Genomic DNA, 12,392 nt, shown 5'->3' with positions numbered 1-12,392 from the left:
CGGCTCGCGATGATTTCGATGACAGCTTCGACCACGGACGGCTTGCTGAAAATCGCATCGAGCAAAGCACGCAAACCGCATCCAGACGCGGCACTTGCGTTTTCCAATCGCCCATTCAGGCGCAACCTTAGAGTATATCAGCATTTGCTGCGACGCAGCAGTTTATTTGAAAAAGTTTCGCTGCACGCTCGTTACGCGACATTCGTCTGACCTAAGGTCGGTTGACTCTGACCCCGCCAGATTGCTCATGACTCCAATACGGGCAGATTGCGAAACTTCGCCGATGATGCTACGCGCGATATCGTCTCTAAAAGCGAATCCAAAGGGAGCGAACTCGACCGGCTTTGACTCGACGGCTTCATCGGCTCCTTCGGTTTCGTAGATGGGGCGGCGGCGGCGCTCTTCAAGCGTAGAAACGCTTTGAGATCGTCGAGGTTGGCCTCGGATCGAGTGCTGCGTCCTGACCGATGTCCCGCGGAACGTTGAGCAAGTGCCGCTTCGGCGTCGCTTGGCGCATCAAGGTCGATGGGCACGATATGCCCTGCCTCGAACGCCGTGATGAAGTCATGCGCCCACGCGCCGGCATGCACGCGCGGCTGGGTCTCTTCTCGATGATGAATGATGACCGAGCGCGCGTCCGCGGAGATGCGATAGCGTCGCAGGCTGTCACGGCTTACAAAAGACTGGCCTGCGAGACCTGCAATGGCCGTGTCGACTTCTTCAGAGCGCGTGCGCCGGGCTTGCTCGTTGGCTTGTGCATTTCGCTGGCTCCGTGCGCGGTAGGCGAAATCCACCGGAGCACGCAGAAGGGTCCTTAGGTAGCTGATCGGATGCGTGGCGCGGCGCAGATGTTGCCAACTGGCTTCAACGACGTCGGACAGAAGCTTGCCGTGAATCTTTGCCTCGCGCATGAGTTTAAAAATCAGGAATTCACGAAATCCCAGCGCCAACAGGCGGTCGAGGTCCGCAGGAAGGCGTCCTGATTGTCTCTTTTGAGTAGTAGGGATTAGATCCTTATATATAGCACCGTCTGCCACGGTGACAGACGGTGGCCCGAAAGAAGAGGCGAGTGCGGTCTTGTCCGTCTGCTCCTTACTCGGGGCGGACGGATTCTCGGCTTCGATTGCTGGCTCCGCGAGGCCGAGCAAAGCGGCAGCTTTCGGCGTCAGATGAATGTAGGCGCGACCGAACAGGCCAGCCGCGCCGTATCGGGTCTGTGGCGGCCGAGTGATGAAGCCGGTGCTTTCGAGATCGTCCATGCTGCGATAAAACGTGCGCATGGATTGCTGAGCACGTCCCGTGAGCAGTTCGCGCCGGGCGAAAATGGGGGCGTAGGGGCGGGACGCATCGACTGTGCGGGCCAACGCCGCGAGCAAGGCACGCGCACGAGCGGGCAATGCTGCTGTATGGGTTGCCCGGTGCGCGGCGCGAAAGATCACCCAAGGGAGGTTGGATCGATCACAAGCGTATTCATCGAGAGCGAGTCGATCCGCTTCAGCAGGTGGCGATGTGAAGTTTTGAGGGCGAGAAACATCCTCGCCTGCAACGGAAAGTTGCGCGATATGCATGTCAAGTACGTCCATTTCGAAAAATGGAGGGCAAACGCTTGACTGCCGATCGCGTTCCGCTAAACTTCGAGGTGTGTACTCGTGACCCGATTGGCGTCGGGAAGCGGAACGGGCGATATGCAGTTAAGCCCGATATTCAAAAGCCTTCGGTTGGCGCCGAAGGCTTTTGTCTTTTTACTTCCTGTTCGTTACATAGCAGCCTCGTGGTTGCTGATACGTCAAGTCCTTGATTTCTAAGGAAGTTCTACTAGGCTCAATCAGTTCTGACTTCGTTTGATTCGCTAAGTCATTGATTTAAAGAGAAAACCTAGTAGAGCATCAGTCCTGCTCCGTCTCGCTCAACGTTCTGTTGATGAAATCGGCGATTCGTTGCCCCCACTGCTCAGCGTCGGTCGCGTCCTTCTCGAAGAAGCGAACGCCGACCACGCCGTTTCTCGTGGAAACCTCACAAACTTTCCTCCGGCCCGAGCGAACGACGGTTGCGCTTGGAGCGGCGACCCGCGGTTTTTCCGCAGCCAGCGCAACGGCTTTGTCCTGAGTGAAGTTCTCGTCGTCAATCAAGCGACGAATCGCTTCCACGACCTTTTCTGACTTGCCCGCCTCGGTCAGTGCTGCAAGTTTCTGCGCCGCATTGCTCCCCAACCGCTCGGGCTTCTCAGCGAGTGCCAGCTTGGCCGCTTCCGGCAGTGCATCGAACGAAAAGATTCGCGTGACGTGGCTCTTGCTCAATCCCGCGCTCTCTGAGATCTCGGTGCGTGACAAGCCACTCAGTTCCTGCAATCGCTTGAAATTCCAGTACTTCTCGAAGTCCGTCAGCGACGGCGACAGCAGATTCGAAAAGAACGCCGCAAATTCGATCTCGCCTTCCTCGATCGATGCGACATTCGCGCGGATCGTCGAGCGTCCGAGTTCTCTATATGCGGCGACGCGGTTATGGCCCGCGACGATTTCAAACCGACCTTCGGACAACGCGCGCACCAAGATTGGCGTGGCGAGCGGGTGCCGGGCGAGGTTGCCCTTCAATTCCTGAAACTGCTCAGCCGTCAGCTTGCGACGCCGCCCCTTCACCTCAACAAGCGCATCTAGCGGCACTTCGAGCGCGGCACCTTCCTCGAGTTGCGATTCGAGTTCTTTGATTCGTGCCTGCGCCGTATTGATGCGATGCTGCGCGTCCATCAATCGGCCAGGAGACGTACGCGCCTCTGTGTTGACCGGACGCGACTGCGCCGCGTCCGTCGGCTTGCTGCCGATATTCGCTGTCTTGGCGAGGAGTCTGTCCCCGATGCCCATTTAATCCTCCGTCTGATTCCACGCGCGTACGAACTGCGCGTCGAGATGCTCGGCGAGTCGGTCGAGCGGCTCTTTGAATCGGTTGTATGCGGCTGTGCTGCCGTCCGGTTTTGACAGATCGTAGACCGTCGACAATTGCGCCGAGGCGCCCTTCGGCACGGTCGATTCCGGAATCTCGAAGGGCAGCACGCGATCGCCGTAGGCCTTCTGCAGCCATCCCCGCACCACCCGCGAGACGTCGTCCGACTTTGCTTTGGTCATGATCACGTTGACGAAGTCGAACCGTTTCTGTTCGAGCACGCCCGGCAGCTTTTTCGCAATGTCGGCGAAGAGATGCCAGAACTGCGTCGAGCTGGCGAAGTCGAGCGCCTCGGGCGGGCAGGGCAGCAAGATCGCGTCGGATGCGAGCAACGCGTTGATGGTCAGATAGCTGAGCGCCGGAGGCGTGTCGATGACGATCGCGTCGTACTCGTTCGCGAGCGGCATCAGGCCCTTGCGGAGAATTTCCCAGAATTCGAACGTGCTGTCGTTCAGCACCTTGGCCGGAATCTCGAATTCGGCGTCGAACAGCGAGGACGAAGCCGGGATCAAATCCAGGTTGTGCCAGTACGTTTCCTGTACGGCATAGTGCAGCGTCTCCCGATCACCGTAGATGAGCGGAAGAAGGGTCTGATCGTCGGAGATTTCAGCGTCGGGCGCCCATCCGCACAACTGCGTCGTCGTCCCCTGCGGATCGCAGTCGATGACGAGCACCCTGCGCCCGAGCAACGTGAGGGCTTGCGCGGCGGAGACCGCGGTCGTCGTCTTGGCGACCCCGCCTTTGAAGTTTGCGACGGTTACGATTCGCCCGCGCTTGTGCTCGGGCCGCCGCGTGCGTTCCTTTGTCGCCCGGATCCAGGTCAGGGCTTCTTCGAGCGAGAATTCCTTGCTGCGACCCGCGCCTTTGGACGTCCCTGCGGGCAGATCGCCCTTGGTGGTCAAATACTGGAACCGCTGCTTGTCGACGCCGCACAGAGATGCGACTTGCGCGCTCGTGAATGTCGGCGCGCTTTTGCGCGGGTACGGCTCCAACATCGCATCGCGGATTTGATTGAGGATGTCAGTGGCTTGGGCCGCCACTCCCAAGAGCGTTTCGATCGAAACGGATTGATCGACTTCGGGAAGCCGAGCGCTTAGCATGGAGTTCGCAGTCACTGGCGGGCCTGAGTAAGCAAATAATTCTTCAGTTGGTGGAAAACAAGCTGCAAACCGAAGAATAAACGGCGAACCGGTAAACCTCAAGTAAACTCTGAAGTACTTGAGCGACCGCACCGGGCATTTTTACAACGCTGCCCGCCCGTGTAAACGCGAAATTAGGATGGCTCTGAAGATCTTGGGACGATCGAAGCGCTGCGGATCAGCTTTTCGACGCCGACAAACCGGCCGATATTTTCGTTTCTGAGATAAAGCGAGGTGGTAGAGAGGTCGGCGTGGCCGAGCCCGGCGCTGATTTCGCCTAACTCCGCGCCATGACCGAGCGCATGCGTCGAGTGCGTGTGACGCAACCAGTGCGTGCTGGCGCGCTTCAAGTGCCGGCCACTGCCGGGCGCGTGCGATTCCATGAACGCAGCGGCGTTCGAAAAGATGCTTTTGAATATCTTCCCGATGCCATCGGGGGTGAGCGGTTGTCCGCCACGCGCCTGAGCGATGATCGGCGTCCCCTCGGCGCAATCCAGCGGATCCAGCGGATCCTGCAAGCCGCGCATGGCGAGATTTTCCCTCAATATCTCGACGACGATGGGCGGCAAAAGTACGGTGCGCGGCGCGCCGCGGCCCGGATCGACGGACAGACGCCAGACCGCGCCTGCCACGCCTGCCAGGCGTCCGACGCTGAGCGCGTCGGTGGTTGCGGCTGCAAGTTCGGCGCGACGCAGTCCGGTCGCGTAGGCGAGGAGCAGCGCCAATCTGTCGCGATGCTCCGAAAAAGAATATTCGTCGCGCTCGACCGACTGCAGCACGCATTTCCACTGCGCCACATCGAGCGAACGCGTGGCAGATTCGAACACGGGCGGCGTCGCGACACGCGCAAATCCCGCGAATGGATTGACCGCCAGATAACCTTCGCCGACGAGCCATTCGCACATCGCGTTCACGATCGAACGAGCCGTCTCCCGGCTGCGGTCGGACAGCGGACCAGCGAACGGCCGCCAACCGGCGAAGCATCGTTCGCCTCGGTGCGCGGCGACCCAGCGGGCCGCCGGTTGCGGATCAGCCAGAAACGCGTTGATGTATTCGGCGCAGTCGCCGCTGTCGAGCGACGACAGCGGCTTGCCCTTTTCCACCAGAGCCCACAGCAGCAAGCGCTCCGCTTCCCGCCGATAAGCACGCCGCGTGTGCGCGCTGCCCGATCGGGCGTCGAGCCAGGCGAAAATCGCGCGGAGATCGGTGCCGAATGGCGCGCCGGGGCCTGCCCGATTCGAACCTTTCGACCCGTCGAGCGCCGCCGGAACGCGCAGCGCCTCGATCGGCGCAACTACGATTTCGCCGTGTTCGCCGGTCTGCGGAGGATGCGCCGGAACAGCGCCGGTCGCTTGCCATTGCCGGCGCGGCACGAGCGCAACCGGCGAAAGCGTGTGCCGAAGCGCCTGACCGTGAAGCTGGAGCCAGTCGACCACGCGTTGTGCGCCCTTCGGGCCAAGCCGCGGCACGGCCGTGTACCAGCGATGCCGTCGCCGTTCGATCAGTTCGATGACATCGGCGATTGTGATGAGCCCTGCGGCCGTGAGCCGCGCGGTGATTGCGGGCTCGAACCAGCCTTCGACGGGATGATCCGGACGCGGATCCTGCGCCAGGGACGCCTCCATGCGCGCGAGCGCATCTGCCTGCCGGCGCCGCAGCCGCGCATTACGCGCGGCCCGCCGGTCCAGGGCAGGGGAGGCGTCCGGCGGATAGGCTTCCTCGTAGAGCGCCAGCAACTCCGACTCGCTGTAGACGCCATCCGGGTCGGTCCTTTCGCGGAAGTCCTCCAGCGCGGGGGCGGCAGCGGCGGGCTCGGGCTCGAACAACGGAATGCTGCCCGGACGAAGCCGCAGCAAATGCGCGGCTTCCGTGTCGCGCGCGCGACGGGCAAGGACCGAGAGCGTGTCGCGCAGGGCGTCGATCAGGCGTCGCGTCGTGCGGACGTCAGTACTGGCATCGCCATACGATGCGTGCAACTGCGCCTCCGACACGCCGTCGAGATAACCACGATAAAGCGCGAAGTGCTGGCGTGTGAGCCGGTTCGGTGCGCGCAGGCGCACGCTACCGGCCGTGGAATCCATCGCGTTGCGCGCCAGGCGTTTCCCGGAGCGTGCTGTTTCGCTCGCCATTTATGCTTTCTTTTCAGTGAGTTGGCGCGAGGTTATCAACCGTCTTCGAATTTGACAAGGGAAATCGCTACATCTGATAAGTCGAATTATCAGCATCAAAATGCTTTCACCGAACGACCGGATGTGCCACCAGACGCGCGTGCTTGAATGTTCATCGGGCGCGGCGCATATTTTCAGGACATCCAAAGCGGGTATCCGCGGGAGAGACGAGCCGATGCTTGATCCTGTACGCCCCACCTCTAAACCGCCCGAGCAGGACGACGCGTTCCGCCCGAGCCTGCCGGAGGTGTACGCGTCAGTTCATGTGCCGGTCGGCGGAAGATGGATCCGCCGCTTCCTCGCCTTCGCCGGCCCGGGGTACATGATTTCCGTCGGGTACATGGACCCGGGCAACTGGGCGACCGACATCACCGGTGGCTCGCGCTTCGGCTACACGCTCCTCACCGTCATTCTGCTGTCGAACCTGATGGCCATTCTGCTGCAGGCGCTCGCGGTCCGACTGGGTATTGCGACCGGACGCGATCTCGCGCAAGCGTGCCGCGATCACTATTCGAAGCCGGTGAATGTCACGCTGTGGCTCGCGTGCGAAGCGGCGATCGTCGCATGCGATCTGGCCGAGGTGATCGGCACCGCCATCGCGCTACAACTGCTCTTCGGTATCCCGCTGATCGCGGGCGCGCTCCTGACCGCGCTCGACGCCTTTCTTCTCTTGCTGCTGATCAACAAAGGCTTTCGCCTGCTGGAAGCGTTCGTCATTGCGCTGCTCGTCGTGATCGCGAGCTGCTTCGCGTTGCAGATCGCCGCCGCCGCGCCGCCGTTCGCCGATGTCCTGCGCGGTTTCATCCCTTCGCCGCGTATCGTCGCCGATCGCGAAATGCTTTATGTGGCGATCGGCATACTCGGCGCGACGGTCATGCCCCACAACCTGTACCTGCATTCGTCGATCGTGCAGACGCGCGCGTACGGCAAATCGGTCCCGGCCCGGCGCGCCGCAATTCGTTGGGCGACCATCGACAGCACCATCGCGCTGACGCTCGCACTTTTCATCAACGCTGCGATCCTGATCGTCGCCGCCGCCGTGTTCCATGCGAGCGGTCACGACGAGGTCGCGGAAATCGGCGACGCGTTCCGCTTGCTGTCGCCGCTCTTGGGCATGAGCATCGCATCGACGCTCTTCGCGGTCGCGTTGCTCGCATCGGGACTCAACTCGACCGTCACCGCGACGCTCGCCGGCCAGATCGTGATGGAAGGCTTTTTGCGCTTGCGCATCCCGAACTGGGCGCGGCGTCTCATCACGCGCGGCATCGCCATCGTTCCCGTGATCGTCGTCACGGCGATCTATGGCGAAAAGGGCACGGGCCAGTTGCTGGTGCTGAGCCAGGTGATTCTGTCGATGCAACTGCCGTTCGCCGTGATCCCGCTGGTGCGCTTCGTGTCCGACCGCCGCAAGATGGGCGTCTTCGCCGTGTCGCGCTGGACGAGTGGGCTGGCGTGGCTGGTCGCGGGCGTGATCGTCGTGCTCAACATCAAGCTGCTCGCCGACACGCTGCTGTCGTAACCGCGCTTCGCGCGCAAAAAAATACTGCTACATATAAGGAGACACGGACAATGAGCGGCGCGTTCATCGACATCACCCTTCGCGACGGCACGGTCATTCCCGCCTACGTGACGCAGCCCGCGAAGGGTTCGGGGCCGGGCATCGTGCTGCTTCACGACGCGGACGGCCTCGACGATTTCGTCAGGCACACGGCCGATCTATACGCGGAAGAAGGTTACGTCGTGCTCGCGCCGCAACTTCCCGAGCACGATCCGAGGCCCGGCGGCATCGCGGCGGAAAACTTCGCGGCGCTAGTCGATGGCCTTCGTGCGTTGCCGCAGCATGCGGGCAAGGTCGGCGTGGTCGGTTTCGGACGCGGCGGGCGGTTCGCGACGCGCATCGCCGCGCAGGCCGACGTCGATTGCGCCGCCTGCTACTACGCCGACGATTTCGCCGCCTGCCTCGCCGATGTCCCGACGATCCGCTGCCCGATGGTCTTCCACTTTCCCGAACACGGCACGCACGATCCGCGCGAAGTCGAGGCGGCGCTCGCGGGCAAGCCGCACATCGAGCGATACGCCTATCCGGGCGCGTCGGCGGGCTTCATCGTTCCCGGCAACCGGCATTACGACAAGCCTGCCGCGCTGATGGCTTACTCGCGCACGCTCTCGATGCTGCGCAAGGCGCTCGGCCCGTTCTTCGATCTGAATCACTTGTGGGAACAGCACTGCTACTTCGAATTCGGCACGCGCGACGTCGACGCCGTCATGCCGACGATGGTCGCGCAACCCTACGTGAACCATGTGCCGACGATGACGGGCGGCGTTGGTCACGATCAGTTGAAGCGCTTCTACAAGTATCACTTCGTCGATTCGAACCCGGCGGATACGAAGCTGATTCCGGTGTCGCGCACGATCGGCGCGGATCGCGTCGTCGACGAGTTCGTGTTTTGCGCGACCCACGACCGCGAAATCGACTGGCTGCTGCCCGGGCTCGCGCCGACGGGACAGTACTTCGAAGTGCCGATGCTCGCCGTGATCCGCTTTCGCGGCGATAAGCTCTACAACGAGCATATCTACTGGGATCAGGCGTCGGTCCTGGTGCAGATCGGCGTGCTCGATCCGGACGGACTGCCCATCGTGGGACGGCAGGCCGCGAAGAAGCTCATCGACGAAACCCTGGCGAGCAACGAGTTGATGCCGAACTGGTCATCGAGCGAAGGCAAGCCCATCTGAAGCTGCTCGCGCTGGAAGCGCGGGCGACCGTTGCATTACCATGGCCACACTAAAAGAACCTCTGGAGACGAGCATGACCGATGTGGCAAGCGGGCAGGCCGCGCCGCAATGTCCCTTTCATGACGAATCGCGCGCGCCGAACGGCTGCCCCGTGAGCGCGCGCGCGGCCGAGTTCGATCCCTTCGGCGACGGATATCAGCAAGACCCGCCCGAATACGTGCGCTGGGCACGCGAACAGGAGCCGGTGTTCTTCAGCCCGAAGCTCGGCTACTGGGTCGTCACGCGCTATGACGACATCAAGGCGATCTTTCGCGACAACCTCACGTTCAGTCCGTCGATCGCGCTGGAGAAGATCACGCCGACCGGCCCCGAAGCGAACGCGGTCCTCGCGTCGTACGGCTTCGCGCTCAACCGGACGCTCGTCAACGAAGACGAGCCCGCGCACATGCCGCGCCGTCGTGCATTGATGGACCCGTTCACGCCCGAAGCGCTTGCGCATCATGAACCGATGGTGCGCGCGCTCGCACGCGAATACGTCGACCGCTTCATCGACGACGGACGCGCCGATCTCGTCGACCAGATGTTGTGGGAAGTGCCGCTCACCGTCGCGCTGCATTTTCTCGGCGTGCCCGAGGAGGACATGGACACGCTGCGCCGCTACTCGATCGCGCACACGGTCAACACCTGGGGACGGCCGAAGCCCGAAGAGCAGGTCGAGGTCGCGCACGCCGTCGGCAAGTTCTGGCAATACGCGGGCAAGGTGCTCGACAAGATGCGCGAAGACCCGTCCGGTCCTGGCTGGATGCAATATGGCATTCGCAAGCAAAAGGAACTGCCCGATGTCGTGACCGACTCGTATCTGCATTCGATGATGATGGCGGGCATCGTCGCCGCGCACGAGACGACGGCGAACGCCACCGCGAATGCGTTGAAGCTCCTGCTGCAACATCCGCGGGCATGGCGCGACATCTGCGAAGACCCGAGCCTGATTCCGAACGCGGTCGAAGAGTGCCTGCGCCATAACGGCTCGGTCGCGGCGTGGCGGCGGCTCGCGACGAAAGACGTGAAGATCGGCGGCATCGACATTCCGGCGGGCTCGAAGCTTTTGATCGTCACGTCGTCGGCGAATCACGATCAACATCAGTTCGCCGATGCCGATCTCTTCGACATCCGCCGCGAAAACGCCAGCGATCAGTTGACCTTCGGCTACGGCGCGCATCAGTGCATGGGCAAGAACCTCGCGCGCATGGAGATGCAGATTTTCCTCGACGAGCTCACGCGCCGCCTGCCGCACATGCGGCTCGCCGAGCAGCGCTTTACGTATGTGCCGAACACATCGTTTCGCGGGCCGGAGCATCTTTACGTCGAATGGGATCCGGCGATGAATCCCGAGCGCGCGGATCCGGCCGTGCGCGAGCCGCGCGCGGTCGTGCGAATCGGCGAGCCGTCGTCGCATGCGCTGAGCCGCACCGTGATCGTCGATTCAGTTCAGGCGTGCGCGGATCGAATCGTGCGCGTGCGGCTCGTATCGGCGGACGGGCGCGCTCTGCCGCGCTGGACGGCGGGCTCGCATATCGACGTCGTTTGCGGCGAGAGCGGACTGTCGCGCCAGTATTCGCTGTGCGGGGATCCCGACGATGCCGGCGCATTCGAAATCGCCGTGTTGCGCGAGACGGAAAGCCGCGGCGGCTCGGCGTGGGTTCACGACAACGTGAAGTGCGGCGCGCAATGGCGCATCCGCGGGCCGCGCAATCATTTCCGTCTCGACGAGCGCGCGAAAAAGCTCGTGCTGATCGCGGGCGGCATCGGCATCACGCCGATCAGCGCGATGGCGCGGCGCGCACGCATGCTTGGCCTCGACTACGAGGTGCATTACAGCGGACGCTCGCGCACATCGATGGCGTTGCTCGACGAGATGCGCGCGCTGCACGGCGAACGACTTCACGAGTACGTCTCGGAAGAAGGCACGCGCAACGATTTTGCGTCGCTCGCGGTGGACGAGGGCACGCGCGTCTACGCATGCGGCCCGGCGCGCATGCTCGATGCGCTCGGCGAAGCGAGCGCGTCCTGGCCCGAAGACGCGCTCAGAATCGAGCATTTCGAATCGAAGCTGGGCACGCTCGATCCCCGGAACGAGTGCGCGTTCGAGGTCGAATTGAAGGATTCGGGTCTCGTGCTGACCGTGCCGGCCGATCAGACGCTGCTCACCACGCTCAGACGCGCGAATGTCGATGTGCAGAGCGATTGCGAAGAAGGTTTGTGCGGATCGTGTGAAGTGCGCGTGCTCGGTGGCGAAATAGATCACCGCGACGTGGTGCTGACGAAAGGCGAAAGGCAATCGAACGATCGGATGATGGCGTGCTGCTCGCGCGCGAAGAGCGGAAAGCTCGTTTTAGCGCTTTGACCGTTGCGGGACTTCGGGCGGATTTGGCTGTCTGCTCGAAGTCAGTGAGTTCGCTGCCAAGTGGCATTATGTCGCGGAATTTCGCAATCAATTAACTGCCCATATTTTCATCACGCGGTCATATATCAGCGTTAGATGAAGGTGTTTGTTCCTGATAAAGATGGATTGGTTATACGCAGTGGTTAATTCGCATATAAAGAATAACGGTTGCATCAGTACGCTCAGGTCCAGGACAAAGCCACTTGCAAGGGCGATATGCTGGGACACCGGCCGCACGGAGGTTTGAAGCATTTAAGCGCATACGCGAAATGATCATATGACCTGCGCAATTTTCGTCGTCATATATGATGATTAATGAGCGTGCGTTCGACCGTTGCGACAACTCACCGCAGATCGCGCGCGGGTCTTTTTACCTGATTCAGGGTTTTCACCTACTAATATGAAATTTTTTACGCATATTTTGCGTTTAGAATTGTTACTAATTTGGTGCGTCGCACAAGCGCCCAAGACCGAATAACTTCCATATGCCCTGCCGCACGACTGCGCAGAACTTTGCGCCGGTGAATCACGTTTGCGCGATTTACTGCGGCATGGCGAAAGAGAAGGCCGGTGCTTAACCTGAGAGATTTTATTAAAGGCCCATTTAAATGGGACCAGCAATTGGCTGCACGTTTGCCGCGTCCCGTTCGGGATTTTTTCTGCGGAGCAAACCTCGTCTTACGGACGAGGTCATCCCGTAGGCGGCGCGACGCCTCTAAAGTCGCTCGTTCATGCATCGGTCGGTCGGACATGGCTCCGCACGCGACGCTGCGCATCAATCTGCCCGGGTTCGATCGAACTCAGCCGTCCATTTGTACTGACGCGTTTCCGCGTCGCGTGAATGTCATCGCGCACGGGAATTTCGCCCAGGTTTTCGCTGTTTGACGAGGATAGAAAATGACTGACGTAGTGATCGTATCGGCCGCGCGTACGGCGGTAGGCAAGTTCGGCGGCTCGCTCGCGAAGATCGCG

8 protein-coding genes are annotated in these 12,392 nt (G+C 61.6%); 3 read left to right on the top strand and 5 right to left on the bottom strand.

The window, feature by feature from the left end:
• Nucleotides 1–245 precede the first annotated feature (245 nt).
• The 4 genes from NCR38_RS25250 to NCR38_RS25235 all read right to left on the bottom strand — a co-directional run bounded on the left by NCR38_RS25250 (nucleotide 246) and on the right by NCR38_RS25235 (nucleotide 6,205).
• Nucleotides 246–1,568, bottom strand: a complete 1,323-nt coding sequence (locus NCR38_RS25250) for a replication protein O (protein WP_250477761.1) — start codon at nucleotides 1,566–1,568, stop codon at nucleotides 246–248.
• A 318-nt stretch (nucleotides 1,569–1,886) separates the two neighbouring features.
• Nucleotides 1,887–2,858 carry a ParB/RepB/Spo0J family partition protein gene (locus NCR38_RS25245; protein WP_061116135.1) on the bottom strand — a complete coding sequence of 324 codons (972 nt, stop codon included), beginning with the start codon at nucleotides 2,856–2,858 and terminating at the stop codon, nucleotides 1,887–1,889.
• On the bottom strand, nucleotides 2,859–4,037 hold the full coding sequence (locus NCR38_RS25240) for a ParA family protein (RefSeq protein WP_061116134.1): 1,179 nt from the start codon (nucleotides 4,035–4,037) through the stop codon (nucleotides 2,859–2,861).
• A 173-nt stretch (nucleotides 4,038–4,210) separates the two neighbouring features.
• Nucleotides 4,211–6,205 carry a phage integrase family protein gene (locus tag NCR38_RS25235; protein WP_250477759.1) on the bottom strand — a complete coding sequence of 665 codons (1,995 nt, stop codon included), beginning with the start codon at nucleotides 6,203–6,205 and terminating at the stop codon, nucleotides 4,211–4,213.
• A 214-nt stretch (nucleotides 6,206–6,419) separates the two neighbouring features.
• On the opposite strand from NCR38_RS25235, the gene NCR38_RS25230 reads away from it, so the two are divergent.
• The 3 genes from NCR38_RS25230 to NCR38_RS25220 all read left to right on the top strand — a co-directional run bounded on the left by NCR38_RS25230 (nucleotide 6,420) and on the right by NCR38_RS25220 (nucleotide 11,381).
• Complete coding sequence (locus NCR38_RS25230; RefSeq protein ID WP_061116133.1) at nucleotides 6,420–7,763, top strand: Nramp family divalent metal transporter; 1,344 nt, start codon at nucleotides 6,420–6,422, stop codon at nucleotides 7,761–7,763.
• Between the two features lie 50 nt (nucleotides 7,764–7,813).
• Nucleotides 7,814–8,977 carry a dienelactone hydrolase family protein gene (locus tag NCR38_RS25225; protein WP_061116132.1) on the top strand — a complete coding sequence of 388 codons (1,164 nt, stop codon included), beginning with the start codon at nucleotides 7,814–7,816 and terminating at the stop codon, nucleotides 8,975–8,977.
• A gap of 73 nt (nucleotides 8,978–9,050) precedes the next feature.
• Nucleotides 9,051–11,381 (top strand): cytochrome P450/oxidoreductase, encoded by a 2,331-nt coding sequence (locus NCR38_RS25220; RefSeq protein WP_061116131.1) that lies wholly within the window; start codon nucleotides 9,051–9,053, stop codon nucleotides 11,379–11,381.
• Between the two features lie 768 nt (nucleotides 11,382–12,149).
• Here NCR38_RS25220 and NCR38_RS25215 read toward each other — a convergent pair.
• Nucleotides 12,150–12,392, bottom strand: a 243-nt coding sequence (locus NCR38_RS25215; RefSeq protein ID WP_250477758.1) for a hypothetical protein, incomplete at its 5' end; no start/stop codon positions are given.

The organism is Caballeronia sp. INML1 (assembly GCF_023631085.1).
Classification (GTDB): domain Bacteria; phylum Pseudomonadota; class Gammaproteobacteria; order Burkholderiales; family Burkholderiaceae; genus Caballeronia; species Caballeronia turbans.
This window is presented reverse-complemented; position numbering and strand designations above follow the sequence as displayed.

Coding starts and splice junctions, on each gene's coding strand:
- NCR38_RS25235 (WP_250477759.1), bottom strand. CDS start 6,205: ATGGCGAGCGAAACAGCACGCTCCGGGAAACGCCTGGCGCGCAACGCG.
- NCR38_RS25240 (WP_061116134.1), bottom strand. CDS start 4,037: ATGCTAAGCGCTCGGCTTCCCGAAGTCGATCAATCCGTTTCGATCGAA.
- NCR38_RS25220 (WP_061116131.1), top strand. CDS start 9,051: ATGACCGATGTGGCAAGCGGGCAGGCCGCGCCGCAATGTCCCTTTCAT.
- NCR38_RS25225 (WP_061116132.1), top strand. CDS start 7,814: ATGAGCGGCGCGTTCATCGACATCACCCTTCGCGACGGCACGGTCATT.
- NCR38_RS25245 (WP_061116135.1), bottom strand. CDS start 2,858: ATGGGCATCGGGGACAGACTCCTCGCCAAGACAGCGAATATCGGCAGC.
- NCR38_RS25230 (WP_061116133.1), top strand. CDS start 6,420: ATGCTTGATCCTGTACGCCCCACCTCTAAACCGCCCGAGCAGGACGAC.
- NCR38_RS25250 (WP_250477761.1), bottom strand. CDS start 1,568: ATGCATATCGCGCAACTTTCCGTTGCAGGCGAGGATGTTTCTCGCCCT.